The organism is Pseudomonas amygdali (genome assembly GCF_002699855.1).
In the GTDB taxonomy this organism is placed as follows: domain Bacteria; phylum Pseudomonadota; class Gammaproteobacteria; order Pseudomonadales; family Pseudomonadaceae; genus Aquipseudomonas; species Aquipseudomonas amygdali.
Map to the genome: position 1 here is coordinate 15,072 of NZ_LKBW01000277.1, position 14,255 is coordinate 29,326.

Consider the following 14,255-nt stretch of genomic DNA (forward strand, 5'->3'; position numbering starts at 1 on the left):
TGAGCAATGCTGACGCCGTTGATTTGACAGTTGTTTAAATCATGGAAACCGCATAGCGTGGAGGGCTTTGATTGATGTCGTGTTTTATGAAAAAATTTGCAGTATTAATTGATGGCGTCGCGCGCACGTTCGCCACAGGCCTTCTGCTCTTTGTGCCGTTCATGGCAACGTCCCAAGTCTATGCCGCGCAGGTCGTGCGGGTGGCCGCCGTGCATTTCCCTCCGTATATGGTCCGCCCTGAAAAAGGCGAAGACGCCGGTCTGTTGCCCAAGCTGATCGATGCCCTGAATGCCGAGCAGGACGATTACGAGTTTGTGATGATCCCCACCTCCGTGCCCCGGCGTTTTCGTGACTTCGCGGAAGGGCGTTTCGATGTTGCGATCTTCGAGAACCCTGACTGGGGCTGGAAGGATATTGCGCACGAAACCGTCGATCTGGGCCTTGAAGATGCCGAGGTCTATGTAGCAAGGCGGGTCGAAGGGCGTGATCAGAATTACTTCGATGATCTGTCTGACAAACGTCTGGCGTTGTTCAGTGGTTACCATTATGGATTTGCCAACTTCAATACCGATCAGAAGTACTTGAGTGAGCACTTCAATGTGACCTCCACCTATTCTCACGACAGTAATCTATTGATGGTGGTGCGCAATCGCGCGGATATCGCGCCTGTTACCCGTTCCTATCTGATTGATTTTATGGCACATAACAAAGATGAAGCGGCGCAGTTAATGGTCTCCGAACGCGTTGATCAGATCTACCGTCAATACGCATTGTTGCGCCCCAATGGCAACATTGATGTTCCACACTTCAAAGCGCTGCTGGAGAAGTTGCGCGCGGACGGCGAGTTGGAGACGATCTTTCAGCCGCTTCATATCAAGGTGCTTTCGGTCAGCGCAGAGATCGGGAAATAGGCAGGGGCAGGTTTTCAGCCTGCCACCCGGACTTATTTAACGGTCCTTGGCTTCCTTGGCGTCCATTTCGGCGTTGCGCTCATGGACGCGCTTGAGTTGTTCTTCGGTGAGGGGCAGTTTCTTGGCTGTATCGCGCAGCATCATAAGACCGCCGACGATCGAGCCGATGGCTACGAGCAGAATTAACCAGGCATACCAGGGCATAGCGCTCTCCTTGTTGTGATACCGGTTTGAGCAGCGAGGCTGCTCAATGGTTCAAGTGTATGTGCCCTGATCGGGTTGCGTGCAAAACCCTTTGCACGCAACCCCGGAAAGTCTCTGAATTATTGCCCGGTCAGCATCGCGTCGGTCGGTGCATCGGCGCGCGATTTGGCGGTCAGGCTGAAGTAGATAAAACCTATGGCCATCAGCCCGAGGAAAATCAGGCCGATCAGCATGTTGAACCAGGCCATTGCCACCAGGCACACGATTGCCAGAGCCAGCGCAATGCCGGGCACCACCGGGTAGCCTGGCGCGCGGAAGCTGCGCTCAAGGTCAGGCTCGGTCTTGCGCAGCTTGAACAGGCTGAGCATGCTCATGATGTACATGACGATAGCGCCGAAAACAGCCATGGTGATCATCGCGGCGGTGAGTGTCATGCCGCTCAGGTTGACCAGGCCATCGCTGTAGATGGCGGCGATGCCGATCAGGCCACCTGCGATGATCGCCCGGTGCGGTGTCTGAAAGCGTGACAGCTTGGCCAGCGAGGCAGGCAGGTAACCGGCACGGGCGAGGGCGAAGAACTGGCGCGAGTAACCCATGATGATGCCGTGGAAGCTGGCGACCAGACCGAACAGGCCGATCCACACCAGCATGTGCAGCCATCCGGAGCTGTCACCGACCACGGCTTTCATTGCTTGCGGCAGTGGGTCGTTGATGTTGGCCAGGGTGCGCCAGTCGCCCACGCCACCGGCAAACAGCATGACGCCGATCGCCAGTATCACCAAGGTCAGAATGCCGCTGATGTAGGCCTTCGGGATGGTGCGTTTCGGGTCCTTGGCTTCTTCGGCGGCCATTGCAGCGCCTTCAATGGCCAGGAAGAACCAGATAGCAAAGGGGATGGCGGCGAACATGCCGGCAATCGCTTCCGGCCCGAAGGTCTGGGAACCGGCCCAGCCGTTGAGGGCGAAGTTGCTGAAGCTGAATGCAGGTGCGACCACCCCCATGAACACCAGCAGCTCGGCCACGGCGAGAATGCACACGACCAGCTCAAAGGTTGCTGCCAGCTTTACGCCCACGATGTTGAGCGCCATGAACACGATGTAAGCGCCGACAGCCGCATGTTTGGGGTCCAGCCCCGGGTATTGCACGTTAAGGTACGCACCGATTGCCATGGCAATGGCCGGTGGCGCGAATACGAATTCGATCAGCGTGGCCATACCGGCGATCAGCCCGCCTTTTTCGCCAAAGGCGCGGCGGCTATAGGCAAATGGGCCGCCCGCGTGCGGGATGGCCGTAGTGAGCTCGGTAAAGCTGAAGATGAAGCAGGTGTACATGGTCGCAACCATCAAGGCTGTTACCAAAAAGCCCAGTGTACCCGCCACGCCCCAGCCGTAACTCCAGCCAAAGTACTCGCCGGAAATCACCAGCCCGACAGCGATCCCCCATAGATGAATCGTGCCCAGCGTTGGCTTGAGTTGCGTGCTCATGGTCATCTCCCTGAGATTCGGTAATCGTTGAAACATCCTGTAGCAGAGGCCGTGCCAGTGCACTGATCATTGTCGTGTTGCTTCAAAACGGGTCGTTTACAGAACGCAGCAGTGAACCGATTCATCGGGTTGTGCAGGTTTGGTGCAGGCCGCCGAAGCAATGGTCGCTGCGAGTGCAGGGAATCATGAGTTTTTACGATGGCGGCTGGCTAAATGCCGATCTACGGGTCCCGTCTGCTCGCCGGTTCGGCTACAATGCGCGCCGATTTCGACTTACCTGAGACCACGCTCATGTCCGCCTGCCAGACTCCTGTCATCGTCGCCCTGGATTTTCCGACCCGTGAAGCCGCCTTGCGGTTGGCTGATCAGCTCGATCCCAAGCTGTGCAGGGTCAAGGTCGGCAAGGAGCTGTTCACCAGTTGCGCGGCCGATATCGTCGAGACCCTTCGCAACAAGGGCTTCGAGGTGTTTCTTGATCTCAAATTCCACGATATCCCCAATACCACGGCGATGGCGGTCAAGGCCGCTGCCGAGATGGGTGTGTGGATGGTCAACGTGCACTGCTCAGGCGGACTGCGCATGATGACGGCGTGCCGCGAAGTGCTGGAGCAGCGCAACGGTCCTCAACCACTGCTGATTGGCGTTACCGTTCTGACCAGTATGGAGCGGGAAGACCTTGCCGGTATCGGCCTGGACATTGATCCGCAGGTGCAGGTGCTGCGCCTTGCCGCGCTGGCCGAGAAGGCCGGTATGGACGGTCTGGTCTGTTCGGCGCTGGAAGCGCAGGCCCTGAAAGCGGCTCACCCGTCGTTGCAACTGGTGACGCCCGGCATTCGTCCTGCGGGCAGTGCGCAGGACGACCAGCGCCGCATCCTGACTCCGCGCCAGGCTCTGGACGCCGGCTCCGATTATCTCGTCATCGGCCGCCCGATCAGCCAGGCAGCTGACCCGGCAAAGGCCCTGGCTGCGGTGGTTGCCGAGCTGGCTTGAGCGCGAGGACGCACAGCGTCAGGCAAGGCACCCCATGCCGAAGCATGAGGTGTCCGGCCCGCGAGCTTTATTCCACTTTCAAGATCAGCTTGCCCTGGTTCTCACCGCTGAACAGCATCTGGAAGGTTTCCGGGAAAGTATCGAGACCGTCGACGATATGCTCCTTGCTCTTGAGCTTGCCTTCCTTGATCCAGCCCGCCATTACCTGACCGGCTTCAGCGAAGCGCTCGGGGTGGTCGAGTACGATGAAGCCTTCAATGCGTGCACGGTTGACCAGCAGTGACATGTAGTTGGCCGGGCCTTTGATCGCCGTGGTGTTGTTGTACTGACTGATGGCACCGCAGATCACCACGCGCGCGCCGACCGCCAGCTGGCTGAGCGCCGCGTCCAGAATGTCGCCGCCAACGTTGTCGAAGTACACGTTCACGCCATCCGGACAGTGGCGCTTCAAACCATCCATAACGTCTTCGGACTTATAGTCGATGGCTGCATCGAAGCCCAGTTCTTCGGTCAGTAAACGACATTTTTCTGCGCCTCCTGCGATGCCGACAACCCGGCAGCCCTTGAGCTTGGCAATTTGTCCGGCGACGCTGCCGACAGCACCCGCTGCACCGGAAATCACTACGGTATCACCGCTTTTTGGCTGGCCGACATCCAGCAGCGCCAGGTAGGCAGTCATGCCGGTCATGCCCAGAGCAGACAGATAAAGCGGTAGCGGGGCAAGGCTGGTATCGACCTTGTAAAAGCCTTTTGGCTCGCCCACGAAGTAATCCTGAACGCCAAGTGCGCCTTGCAGATGGTCGCCTACAGCAAATTTCGGGTTTTTCGATTCAAGCACTTCGCCCACGCCCAGGGCGCGCATCACTTCGCCCAGCTTTACGGCCGGAATGTAGGATTTTCCGTCATTCATCCAGCCACGCATCGCCGGGTCCAGCGACAGGTATTTGTTCTTGACCAGTATCTGGCCTTCGGCAAGTGCGGTGACCGGAGCCTCTTGATAGGTGAAGTCTTCACGGCGCACATCGCCCGACGGACGCTTGGCGAGCAGGAACTGGCGGTTGGAAAGATCAGTCATGGCAGGGTCTCCAGAAAATGGTTCAAAGATGGATTCAAACGCTCGCCGCGTTGCTCAGGCAAGAAGCGATCATCAAGCGAATGCTGTTTGATCCATGTGATTGATAGGAGTCCGTTGCGGCTTTGGCGTTCAGACGGATCTGCAGATGACGCATGCTGAAGGCCGATAGGGCTTGAGTCAGTTGCGGCTGTGCTCTAGATTCGTCGCTCGACAAACACCTGGGTGACCGTAATGCCAGCTATATCTAAACCGACGCTTTACCCTAAGGTTCTGCGCGCTGGCGACGCCGTGGCGTTGGTGTCGCCTGCCGGGCCGGTTGACCCTGGCAAAATCGACGCTGCGGTCGAAGTACTCAAGGGGTGGGGGCTGCGTCCGCGTGTCTATCCGCATGCACTGGGCAAATACTCATTCTATTCGGGGACCGACGAGGAGCGGCTTGCTGACCTAAATGCCGCGCTGGCTGATCCGGAGATCCGTGCGGTCATCTGCAACCGCGGCGGCTATGGCGTGCAGCGAATTGTCCAGCAGGTGGATATGGACGCTGTGCGTCGTGCCCCCAAGCTGGTGACCGGCTTTTCCGATATCACCGCACTACATGGTGCGCTATGGAACCATGCGCGTCTGGCCACTATTCATGGCCCGGTCGCCTCGCAGCTGGAACGCGGTGGCCTGTTCGTCAGCGGCATGCACCATGTGCTGATGAGTACCGAGCCGGTATTGCTCAAGGCCGATCATGCCTCACCAACGGCGAAGGTCAGAACCGGCGGCAGCGCGCAGGGCCTGTTGCTGGGCGGCAATCTGTGCATCCTCGATACTTCGGTGGGTACGCCGTTCATGCCCGACATGACCGGTGCGATTTTGCTCATCGAAGAGGTCAACGAACCGGCCTATCGGGTTGACCGCATGCTGACCCATCTGGGTAACTGCGGCATCCTTGCGCGTCTGGCGGGTGTCGCGGTGGGCGAGTTCACCCCTGCCGCGAACACCGGCGGCACCATCAGCCCCGCCGATGTGCTGCTGGAACGGCTGGGCAGTCTGGGCATTCCGGTGCTGGGCGGCTTGCCGGTAGGGCATGGGGATCTCAATCAGGCCGTGCCACTGGGAACGCAGGCAATACTTGATGCAGATGCTGGAACCCTGTTGGTATCGGCCACTGCCCGTAGTTGATCGCTCTTTTGCTGTGGGCTTGAGGCAGGCTTATCCGGGCTTGCGTACATGGAGAATCAGCATGGTCAGCAGGCCCGCAACAATGCCCCAGAATGCCGAACCTATGGAAAACAGCGTCAGCCCTGAGGCCGTCACCATAAAGGTGATAAGAGCGGGTTCGCGCTCGCGGGGCTCGGCCATGGCCACGGTCAGGCCATTGGTGATCGAACCGAGCAGCGCCAGTGCGGCAATCGAAATCATCAGCTCCGTGGGGAACGCACTGAACAGACCTGCCAGCGTGGCGCCGAAAATCCCGGCGATTGCGTAGAAAATCCCGGCCCAGATCGCCGCTGTGTAGCGTTTGGACTTGTCTTCGTGCGCATGAGGGCTGGTACAGATGGCGGCGCTGATGGCGGCCAGGTTGATCCCGTGGCAGCCGAACGGTGCGGTAAGCAAAGAAGCAAAGCCTGTTACCGATATCAGCGGTGAGGTAGGCGGGTAGTAACCGTCGGCTCGCAACACCGCCACACCCGGCATGTTCTGTGAGGTCATGGCCACCACGAACAGCGGAATGCCGATGCTGACCGTCGCGGCCCAGGAAAACTCGGGAGTGGTCCAGACCGGCGCGGCGACTTGCAGCGACAGACCGCTGAAGTTCAGCAAGCCCAGCGCGCCCGATATCCCGATGCCGACCAGCAGTGCGAGCAGCACCGAGTAGCGTGGGGAAAGACGCTTCACCACCAGATACGTAAAAAACATGCCCAATACCAGGCTGGTGCGGTGCTGGGCGGCGATGAATATTTCACTGCCGATCCTGAAAAGGATTCCCGCCAGCAAGGCCGCAGCCAGCGAGGCTGGCAAACGCCGCACGATACGTTCGAAGCTGCCCGTTATGCCGCACAGAATAACCAGCAGCGCGCTGGTCATGAACGCGCCAATCGCCTGCGGGTATGCCACACCACCCAGACTGGTGATCAGCAGTGCGGCACCGGGTGTGGACCACGCGACAGTAATCGGCATGCGGTAGCGCAACGAAAGGCCGATGCTGCACACCGCCATGCCCATGAACAACGCCCACAGCCAGGACGAAATCTGCACGCTGCTCAGACCGGCCGCCTGTCCGGCCTGAAACATCAGCACCAGTGAGCTGGTGCAGCCAGTCATCATGGCAATGAAGCCGGCAACCACCGCAGACGGCGATGAGTCGGTCAGCGGGCGCAATGGTGCCTTGAGGGTTTCGTTCATGCAGGGCGTTCCTTGAAGCGGGCAGGTAGCAAAGGACGCCAAGCCTAAACGCATGACCACTCGGCTTTACGATACAGCGATATGAGTAAATGCCAGCACAGTTGCGACAGTGGTATTTATTCGGCGTCAGTCCCGATTGGACACGCACCGGATTGCAGTGTCTGGCCCAGCGCCAGGTTGACTGTCATCCAGCCATCCACCGCTTCCTGACCCGCTTCGGCGAACACGCGTTGCAGCAGCTTGACCTGTTCACGCCGTAACGCCTGCTCGAAACGAGCGCCTTCATCGGTGAGCCCGAGCAGTCGTTTACGCTTGTCGGTTTCCGGAGCGGTGCTGTGCACCAGGTCCATGCCGATCAATTGGCGCAGCGGGGCATTGAGCGCCTGCTTGCTCACGCCCAATACCGTGAGCAGTTCCTTGACGCTCAGTTTGGGATAGCGAGCGATGAAAAATACAATGCGCTGATGCACGCGACTGAAGCCGCGCTTGGCCAGCATTTCATCAGCCTTGGCGGTGAAGGCCTGATAGCCGAAGAAGAAGGCTTCCATGGCCATTTGTTGATTGGCAGGTTTTTTTAAGTCAAGCATGTTGACGTATCCGGGCTGGGCGTCGTAATTTGAGTCAACAAGTTTGACTTATTTTTCTTCGTCTCGGCTACAGGTAAGTGCCATGGCTTTTTCCGAACGCGTTTCCCGTCTGAAAAGTTCTCTGATTCGCGAGATCCTCGCCGCCGCTCAGCGCCCGCAAGTGATGTCGTTCGCCGGTGGCCTGCCTGCCGAGTCGATGCTGCCCAAAGTCGAGTGGGCTGACATGCCTGTTTCTCTGGGCCAGTACGGCATGAGCGAGGGCGAACCTGCGCTGCGCGAAGCGCTGGCTGCCGACGCCCGCGCCCTGGGTATTGCTTGCAATGCCAGTCAGGTCATGGTGGTCAGTGGTTCTCAACAGACGCTGGACCTTGCGGCCAAGCTCTACATCGACAAAGGCACCGAGATTCTGCTTGAGGCACCCACCTACCTGGCGGCGCTGCAGATATTTCAGCTATTTGGTGCCGACTGCATCACCGTGCCCCTGCAGGCCGAAGGCCCGGACCTGGTTGCCATGCGCCAGCGCCTGGAGCAGCACAGGCCCGCATTCGCCTACCTGATCCCGACGTTCCAGAACCCCTCGGCAGTGCGCTACAGCCAGGCCAGCCGCGATGCGGTTGCGGCTTTGCTTGACGAGTTCTGCGTTACGTTGATCGAGGATGAGCCGTACCGCGAGTTGAGTTTTGACGGCGGCAGTGCCAGGCCGATTGTCAGCGGCCTGAAGACAGCAAGCTGGATCTACACCGGCACGGTCTCCAAAACGCTATTGCCCGGCCTGCGTGTGGGTTATCTGATCGCCAGTCCCGATCTGTTTCCGCACCTGTTGCGCCTGAAGCAGTCCGCCGATCTACATACCAATCGCCTTGGCCAATGGCAGGCCTTGCAGTGGATTGGCACTGAGCACTATCGTGAACATCTGCTGACGCTATGCGAGTTCTACCGTGGTCGCCGGGATGCATTCGAGGATGCCTTGCAGACGCATTTTTCAGACCTGGCCGAGTGGAACAGCCCGCAAGGCGGATTGTTCTTCTGGCTGACTCTGAAACAGCCGCTGGACACCCGTACCTTGCTGGATGCCGCGTTGGCGCAGGACGTCGCGTTCATGCCGGGCGAACCTTTTTTTGCTGACCCGGACGCCAATCACGGCCATCTGCGCCTCAATTTCAGTCATATCGACCCGGCGCGTCTGAATGAAGGCATAAAACGACTGGCGTCCGTGGTCCGTGCGGCACAGAATCTGAAAGCCGCCTGATCAGAGCCGGCAATACAGGCATATCGAGGGAGCAGGCGATGTACAAGGTTTATGGCGATTACAACTCGGGCAACTGCTACAAGGTCAAGTTGATGCTTAACCTGTTGGGCAGTGAGTACGAGTGGGTGCCGGTCGATATTCTTAATGGCGAAACCCAGACCCCGGCTTTTCTGGAGAAGAACCCAAACGGCAAGATCCCGGTGTTGGAACTGGAAGACGGCACTTGTCTATGGGAGTCCAATGCGATTCTCAATTTTCTGGCTGATGGTTCCAGGTATCTTCCGAGCGAACCGCGGCTGCGCACCCAGGTTCTGCAATGGCAGTTTTTCGAGCAGTACAGCCATGAGCCGTCGGTGGCGGTTGCCCGCTTCATCCAGTTCTATCTGGGCTTGCCGGCTGAACGCATGACCGAGTATCGGGCCATGCAGAAATCCGGTTATCGAGCGCTGGCGGTCATGGAGCAGCAGCTTGATCGCACACCGTTTCTGGTCGGTGAGAATTTCTCCATCGCCGATATCGCCCTGTACGCCTATACCCATGTCGCTCATCAGGGCGGTTTCGATCTGGCACCTTACACCGGAATTCGGCGCTGGCTGGATCGGGTCAAGGCGCAACCGGGTTATGTCGGTATGCTGGATTGATGCACCCATTGGCTGAATAAAAGGAAATTTATGCGTGTTTCAATAGCACTTCTGGCCGCTTTCATCGCGCTGGGTATCGGCTGCTCGGCACAGGCTCAGGATTGCGATGCCAATCAGGCCAGCATGAATCAGTGTGCTGCCAATGAGCTGTCGGCGCTCGATGCTGATCTCAACAAGCAGTACAAGGCGCAGATGACGTGGCTGAAGACGCCGGCCAAAAAGCAGGCGTTCAAGGATGCACAACTGAAGTGGATAGCCCTGCGTGACGCCGATTGCCTGTATCAGGCTGGCAAGCCCGAGGATTCAGGCTCCATATGGCCGTTGCTGCAATCGCAATGCCTGGCTGACCAGACCCGCGTGCGCCTCAAGCAGTTGCAAGCCTATGTCGCCTGCCGCGAGGAAGGTTGCCCGCGTTGAGGCACGTCGGGCACGAGGTGTTCAGATCGCGCCGAACCGCTGATTCAGGTAGTCGATAAAGACCTTGGATTCGTACATCCACACGGTTTTGTCGCCTTCTTCGATTCGCAGGCAAGGCACCTTGATTTTGCCGCCCTCGTTAAGCAGCGTCTGACGGTCAAGCTCGTTGTTCTTCGCATCGCGCAAAGCGACAGGAACATTGAGACGGTGCAGGGTGCGACGGGTTTTCACGCAGAACGGGCAGGCGTGGAACTGGTACAGCGTCAGGTCCTGAGCCGCCTCCGCGACAGCCGCCTGGGCCTGCGGATCGCGCTTTTTCCTGCTCGGGCGGGTCAGGAAGTCGATACCGATGACGAGCTGGCCAAGGCCGACTCTTAACGCTTTCATGAACACGGTCATACCTCTTGCGGACAGTGGCGGGAATCGGCCGGACGTTCAGTGTGCGCCGTGGCACGTGAACGCTGGCTGAACGGGTCACTTGATCAGGCTGAGAAACTCACTGCGAGTGGCAGCGTTTTCACGGAATTCGCCGAGCATCACTGACGTGATCATGGCCGAGTTCTGCTTCTCGACACCGCGCATCATCATGCACATGTGCTTGGCTTCGATCACCACCGCCACACCCAGTGCACCGGTAACCTGCTGGATGGCCTCGGCGATCTGACGGCTGAGGTTTTCCTGGATCTGCAGGCGGCGGGCGTACATATCAACGATCCGCGCCACTTTCGACAGGCCCAGCACCTTGCCGTTGGGAATGTAGGCGACATGTGCCTTGCCAATGAACGGCAGCAGATGATGCTCGCACAGCGAGTACAGCTCGATGTCCTTGACCATGACCATTTCACTGGCATCGGAGCTGAACAGCGCGCCGTTGGTGACTTCTTCCAGCGTTTGCGCGTAACCGCGACACAGGTACTGCATGGCCTTGGCGGCGCGTTTGGGGGTGTCCAGCAGACCTTCGCGCGAGACGTCCTCGCCCAGTTGCCCGAGTATGGCGGTGTAATTCTGTTCCAGTGTCACAGGGGTGTGTTTCCGTGTGGGTTTCGATGGGTGCGAGGGCTGGCCCGTCGCCGACGGCGCACATAGTAACTTACGCAAGAGTGCGGGTGCACGGCAGCGCTGCAAATCAACCGGGCGTTATGCGTTTTGTATCGTAGCGCTTACACGTTGGCGACCAGATCGCTACCCACTTCCCCGGTGCGGCGCTGTCTGACTGTGCAGGTTATTAATCAATTGCCTGTCGAGAGAGTGAATCCGGATGTTGAGTCGAGTAGCAAAAATAGCGTTGTTCGCAATCGTACTGTCGTCGGTTTCCGGCTGCTGGCCGTTTTGGCCTGGTCCGGGCGGACATGGCGGCGGCGGTGGCCATCATGAAGGGGGTGGACCTGGTGGCCCGGGCGGTCCTGGCCCGCGCTGAGTAATACGCCGGGCAGCAGATTGCTGCCCGGCAAGAGGGGCGCGAGGAGGGTTACTCGTCGCGTCCTTCCATCATGGTGCGTCTGAGTATCACGTACACCGCACCCGCACCGCCATGCTTGGCCAGGCATGAACAAAAGCCCAGTACCTGCGAATGCTGACGCAGCCAGGTGTTGACGTGGCTCTTGATCATGGGGCGCTTGCCGTCCAGGCGTACCGCCTTGCCGTGGGTGACACGTACGCAGCGTATTTCCAGTCGGGTCGCTTCAGCCAGAAACTCCCACAGCGTCTCACGCGCCACTTCCACGCTCATGCCGTGTAAGTCCAGGCTGCCTTCGAAGCTGATCTGCCCGAGCTTGAGCTTGCGCATCTGGCCTTCCTGCACGCCGTCACGCGACCAGCTCAGGACATCTTCCGGACCGACATCGATCACGAATTGATCCGACAAGCCGTCGACGGTCACCGAATCGGTGCGCACAGTCGCCGACTGACGCAGGCGGGCCAGCATTTTTCGATCGGTCTTGGGTTTGCCGACATCGGCATGTTCATGCTTGAGCGGCTTTACGCCGCGCGTTTCGCTTCTGAACAGGGAAAAATCGTCGTCTTGCATGGGGCCTCCGCGAAGGAAGCCATTCTAACCGTTCAAGCGCCAGAGTCAGTTGTGTTTTTTCATCAGGTGCGCCGAGATACTCAAGCCGCTGGCACTGCGTTGACGGCGGCAGCGGCGCCATAGCCAGACACCCAGATAAAGCACCAGCAACCCGCCGATGGCGACAAATGCGGCGCCTCCAGGGCTGGCATTCAGCTCGCCGAGCATCTGCGGGTGAACGGTCAGGCTGGAAACTCCGGCAACGGTCAGCAACACGCCTGACGCCAAAAGAAGCAGCGCGATCAGCGTACCGATGCGTTTGCCCCAGTTGCCCTGACCCCTGGGGCGCAGGCGACGTGCATCGAAACCATCTGACGTTTTCATGCCTTTTCCTCAATAGGTATCGGCTCAATGGAGTATCGGCGCTGTGACCCGGAGAATAAGGGGTGGTTCCCGCCTCAGGGATGATACGAGCCGGCAAGGGATAGGCGGTTATGTGAATAAGCCCACACAACCACTCGTTCCGGCGCAGATCAGATCAGGTCTTTGGTCAGCGCCAGTGTGGCGAAGTTGTCGGCCATGATCGCCATCTCGGTTCTATGCACCACCTGCGCGCTGACGACGCCGTGCGGGCTCGGCAAGTCGCGGGTTGCGCAGGCATCGTCGACCAGTGTGCAGCGATAACCATAGTCCTTGGTAGCGCGAACCGTGGTGCTGATGCTCGAGTGGCTCATGAAGCCGCAGACGATCAGGTCCAGATGACCCAGCTTTTGCAGAAGATCATGCAGCCCGGTGCCGTTGAAAGCGTTGGGCAGGCGTTTTTCGACCAGATGTTCGTCGTCCTTTGGTAACAGCTCCGGCACCAGTTGACCGCGCTCGCCCTGTGGGTCAAACAGGCCGCCCACAGTGCCCAGATGGCGAATATGAACAATCGGGCACTTGACTGCACGGGCCTTCTCGACCAATTGGCAGATGTTGGCCAGGGCTTCGTCGACGCCGGTCAGGGCCAGCGGGCCACTGAGGTATTCTTTCTGGGCATCGATGATGATCAGCGTCGCATTGCTCAAATTGGCGGGCGCATGCACCCGGCCGCTGAGTTGGAACATGGTCTTTAAATCGGACATTCACGGGCTCCTTGGTGTGGGGCTTTTGTGACATTGTCCTCTGGCTGAGGCGTTCTGGGAATGGCAACCATCGCAGGCCACGGTTTTTATGGCCTGCAGGGCAGTTGGCGGTGGGGGTGGCTGGCGGTTTGCCTTGATGGCAGTACGCGAATCATGGAAACTTCCATGCCTATCGGGTACGAAGAATGTGCATTGTTCGGAACCAGACTTTTACCGTGGCTCGTCTTACAGCAGCTCGTCGCCTTTCCAAGGAGTTTGTCCATGATCACTTCCCGTTTGCGTACCGTGCGCGACCATATACGGTGGGCCGTCAGCCGCTTTCACGAGGAAGACGTATTTTTCGGTCATGGCACCGACAATGCCTGGGATGAAGCTCGGCAGTTGGTGCTGGGCGCATTGCATCTGCCTTGGGAAATCGCCGACAGCTACCTGGATTGTCGCCTGGAAGTCGATGAAATATCCGAACTGCAACGCCTGATCAAACGCCGAATCGATGACTGTGTGCCAACGCCGTATCTGCTGGGCGAAGCCTGGTTTTGCGGTATGTCGTTCATTGTCGATGACCGTGTATTGATCCCGCGTTCACCTATTGCCGAGCTGATCGAAGAGCGTTTCGCGCCCTGGCTGGCCAACGAACCAGCACGGATTCTCGACCTGTGCACTGGCTCTGGTTGCATCGGTATCGCCTGTGCCGAGGTGTTTCCCGAAGCTGAGGTGGCCTTGGCCGACTTGTCCTACGACGCACTGGAGGTGGCTAACCAGAACATCGAGCGTCACGGTATGGAGGATCGCGTCTACACCGTGCAGGGCGACGGGTTCGACGGTTTGCCGGGTCAGCGCTTCGACCTGATCGTGTCCAACCCGCCCTATGTGGACGCCGAAGACTTTGCCGACATGCCCGACGAGTATCAGCATGAGCCTGAGCTGGCGTTGGCCTGTGGCAGCGATGGTCTGAACCTGGTACGCCGTATGCTTGCGCAGGCAGCCGATCACCTGAACGAGAAAGGCTTGCTGATCGTCGAAGTAGGCAACAGCCAGGTACACGTGCAGGCGCTGTACCCGGAAGTCGATTTCGCCTGGCTGGATTTCCAGCGCGGTGGTCACGGGGTGTTCATGCTCACAGCAGAACAGTGCCGCAACCATCAGGCGTTGTTCCAGTCGAAGGTTTGATAGGGAA

The 14,255-nt window shown here is 58.8% G+C and carries 17 protein-coding genes; 7 read left to right on the plus strand and 10 right to left on the minus strand.

The window, feature by feature from the left end; translation table 11 throughout:
* Nucleotides 1-74 precede the first annotated feature (74 nt).
* Nucleotides 75-911, plus strand: coding sequence for a substrate-binding periplasmic protein (locus AO277_RS19355; RefSeq protein WP_019741857.1), 837 nt, complete (start codon nt 75-77; stop codon nt 909-911).
* A 36-nt stretch (nt 912-947) separates the two neighbouring features.
* On the opposite strand, the gene AO277_RS19360 is transcribed toward AO277_RS19355, so the two are convergent.
* Both AO277_RS19360 and eat read right to left on the minus strand, forming a co-directional pair.
* Nucleotides 948-1,115: a DUF2897 family protein gene (locus AO277_RS19360; protein WP_002552826.1), complete on the minus strand. Its 168-nt coding sequence runs from the start codon at nt 1,113-1,115 to the stop codon at nt 948-950.
* A gap of 119 nt (nt 1,116-1,234) precedes the next feature.
* Complete coding sequence (gene eat, locus AO277_RS19365; protein WP_002552827.1) at nt 1,235-2,599, minus strand: ethanolamine permease; 1,365 nt, start codon at nt 2,597-2,599, stop codon at nt 1,235-1,237.
* Nucleotides 2,600-2,890: 291 nt separating this feature from the next.
* Here eat and pyrF point away from each other — a divergent pair, with 291 nt between their 5' ends.
* Nucleotides 2,891-3,589, plus strand: coding sequence for an orotidine-5'-phosphate decarboxylase (gene pyrF / locus AO277_RS19370; protein ID WP_044317616.1), 699 nt, complete (start codon nt 2,891-2,893; stop codon nt 3,587-3,589).
* Between the two features lie 67 nt (nt 3,590-3,656).
* On the opposite strand, the gene AO277_RS19375 is transcribed toward pyrF, so the two are convergent.
* The gene (locus AO277_RS19375) at nt 3,657-4,664 is read right to left on the minus strand and encodes an NADP-dependent oxidoreductase (protein ID WP_044317606.1); all 1,008 of its coding nucleotides are present in this window, start codon (nt 4,662-4,664) and stop codon (nt 3,657-3,659) included.
* Nucleotides 4,665-4,895: 231 nt separating this feature from the next.
* On the opposite strand from AO277_RS19375, the gene AO277_RS19380 reads away from it, so the two are divergent.
* Entirely contained in the window at nt 4,896-5,831 is a 936-nt protein-coding gene (locus AO277_RS19380) for a S66 peptidase family protein (RefSeq protein WP_044317605.1), read from the plus strand.
* 30 nt (nt 5,832-5,861) lie between these two features.
* On the opposite strand, the gene AO277_RS19385 is transcribed toward AO277_RS19380, so the two are convergent.
* Both AO277_RS19385 and AO277_RS19390 read right to left on the minus strand, forming a co-directional pair.
* Entirely contained in the window at nt 5,862-7,055 is a 1,194-nt protein-coding gene (locus tag AO277_RS19385; RefSeq protein ID WP_044317604.1) for a benzoate/H(+) symporter BenE family transporter, read from the minus strand.
* A gap of 116 nt (nt 7,056-7,171) precedes the next feature.
* Nucleotides 7,172-7,642 carry a MarR family transcriptional regulator gene (locus AO277_RS19390; RefSeq protein ID WP_044317603.1) on the minus strand — a complete coding sequence of 157 codons (471 nt, stop codon included), beginning with the start codon at nt 7,640-7,642 and terminating at the stop codon, nt 7,172-7,174.
* Between the two features lie 82 nt (nt 7,643-7,724).
* Between AO277_RS19390 and AO277_RS19395 the strand changes: the two genes are divergently transcribed.
* The 3 genes from AO277_RS19395 to AO277_RS19405 are packed head-to-tail and all read left to right on the plus strand — an operon-like array spanning nt 7,725 to nt 9,949.
* Nucleotides 7,725-8,891 (plus strand): aminotransferase-like domain-containing protein, encoded by a 1,167-nt coding sequence (locus AO277_RS19395; RefSeq protein ID WP_044317602.1) that lies wholly within the window; start codon nt 7,725-7,727, stop codon nt 8,889-8,891.
* Nucleotides 8,892-8,929: 38 nt separating this feature from the next.
* Nucleotides 8,930-9,532, plus strand: a complete 603-nt coding sequence (locus AO277_RS19400; protein WP_002552833.1) for a glutathione S-transferase family protein — start codon at nt 8,930-8,932, stop codon at nt 9,530-9,532.
* Between the two features lie 30 nt (nt 9,533-9,562).
* Nucleotides 9,563-9,949, plus strand: a complete 387-nt coding sequence (locus tag AO277_RS19405) for a lysozyme inhibitor LprI family protein (RefSeq protein ID WP_005782962.1) — start codon at nt 9,563-9,565, stop codon at nt 9,947-9,949.
* Nucleotides 9,950-9,970: 21 nt separating this feature from the next.
* On the opposite strand, the gene AO277_RS19410 is transcribed toward AO277_RS19405, so the two are convergent.
* The 5 genes from AO277_RS19410 to AO277_RS19435 all read right to left on the minus strand — a co-directional run bounded on the left by AO277_RS19410 (nt 9,971) and on the right by AO277_RS19435 (nt 13,078).
* On the minus strand, nt 9,971-10,348 hold the full coding sequence (locus AO277_RS19410) for a glutaredoxin domain-containing protein (protein WP_080899148.1): 378 nt from the start codon (nt 10,346-10,348) through the stop codon (nt 9,971-9,973).
* Between the two features lie 75 nt (nt 10,349-10,423).
* On the minus strand, nt 10,424-10,969 hold the full coding sequence (gene folE, locus AO277_RS19415; RefSeq protein WP_002552836.1) for a GTP cyclohydrolase I FolE: 546 nt from the start codon (nt 10,967-10,969) through the stop codon (nt 10,424-10,426).
* Between the two features lie 448 nt (nt 10,970-11,417).
* Entirely contained in the window at nt 11,418-11,975 is a 558-nt protein-coding gene (locus AO277_RS19425; RefSeq protein ID WP_002552837.1) for a Smr/MutS family protein, read from the minus strand.
* A 45-nt stretch (nt 11,976-12,020) separates the two neighbouring features.
* Nucleotides 12,021-12,338: a hypothetical protein gene (locus AO277_RS19430; protein ID WP_005731486.1), complete on the minus strand. Its 318-nt coding sequence runs from the start codon at nt 12,336-12,338 to the stop codon at nt 12,021-12,023.
* 149 nt (nt 12,339-12,487) lie between these two features.
* The gene (locus tag AO277_RS19435; RefSeq protein ID WP_002552839.1) at nt 12,488-13,078 is read right to left on the minus strand and encodes a cysteine hydrolase family protein; all 591 of its coding nucleotides are present in this window, start codon (nt 13,076-13,078) and stop codon (nt 12,488-12,490) included.
* Nucleotides 13,079-13,339: 261 nt separating this feature from the next.
* On the opposite strand from AO277_RS19435, the gene prmB reads away from it, so the two are divergent.
* Nucleotides 13,340-14,248 (plus strand): 50S ribosomal protein L3 N(5)-glutamine methyltransferase, encoded by a 909-nt coding sequence (gene prmB / locus AO277_RS19440; RefSeq protein WP_044317601.1) that lies wholly within the window; start codon nt 13,340-13,342, stop codon nt 14,246-14,248.
* The last annotated feature ends 7 nt before the right edge of the window (nt 14,249-14,255 follow it).

Coding starts and splice junctions, on each gene's coding strand:
- AO277_RS19355 (WP_019741857.1), top strand. CDS start 75: ATGTCGTGTTTTATGAAAAAATTTGCAGTATTAATTGATGGCGTCGCG.
- AO277_RS19360 (WP_002552826.1), bottom strand. CDS start 1,115: ATGCCCTGGTATGCCTGGTTAATTCTGCTCGTAGCCATCGGCTCGATC.
- eat (WP_002552827.1), bottom strand. CDS start 2,599: ATGAGCACGCAACTCAAGCCAACGCTGGGCACGATTCATCTATGGGGG.
- pyrF (WP_044317616.1), top strand. CDS start 2,891: ATGTCCGCCTGCCAGACTCCTGTCATCGTCGCCCTGGATTTTCCGACC.
- AO277_RS19375 (WP_044317606.1), bottom strand. CDS start 4,664: ATGACTGATCTTTCCAACCGCCAGTTCCTGCTCGCCAAGCGTCCGTCG.
- AO277_RS19380 (WP_044317605.1), top strand. CDS start 4,896: ATGCCAGCTATATCTAAACCGACGCTTTACCCTAAGGTTCTGCGCGCT.
- AO277_RS19385 (WP_044317604.1), bottom strand. CDS start 7,055: ATGAACGAAACCCTCAAGGCACCATTGCGCCCGCTGACCGACTCATCG.
- AO277_RS19390 (WP_044317603.1), bottom strand. CDS start 7,642: ATGCTTGACTTAAAAAAACCTGCCAATCAACAAATGGCCATGGAAGCC.
- AO277_RS19395 (WP_044317602.1), top strand. CDS start 7,725: ATGGCTTTTTCCGAACGCGTTTCCCGTCTGAAAAGTTCTCTGATTCGC.
- AO277_RS19400 (WP_002552833.1), top strand. CDS start 8,930: ATGTACAAGGTTTATGGCGATTACAACTCGGGCAACTGCTACAAGGTC.
- AO277_RS19405 (WP_005782962.1), top strand. CDS start 9,563: ATGCGTGTTTCAATAGCACTTCTGGCCGCTTTCATCGCGCTGGGTATC.
- AO277_RS19410 (WP_080899148.1), bottom strand. CDS start 10,348: ATGACCGTGTTCATGAAAGCGTTAAGAGTCGGCCTTGGCCAGCTCGTC.
- AO277_RS19425 (WP_002552837.1), bottom strand. CDS start 11,975: ATGCAAGACGACGATTTTTCCCTGTTCAGAAGCGAAACGCGCGGCGTA.
- AO277_RS19430 (WP_005731486.1), bottom strand. CDS start 12,338: ATGAAAACGTCAGATGGTTTCGATGCACGTCGCCTGCGCCCCAGGGGT.
- AO277_RS19435 (WP_002552839.1), bottom strand. CDS start 13,078: ATGTCCGATTTAAAGACCATGTTCCAACTCAGCGGCCGGGTGCATGCG.
- prmB (WP_044317601.1), top strand. CDS start 13,340: ATGATCACTTCCCGTTTGCGTACCGTGCGCGACCATATACGGTGGGCC.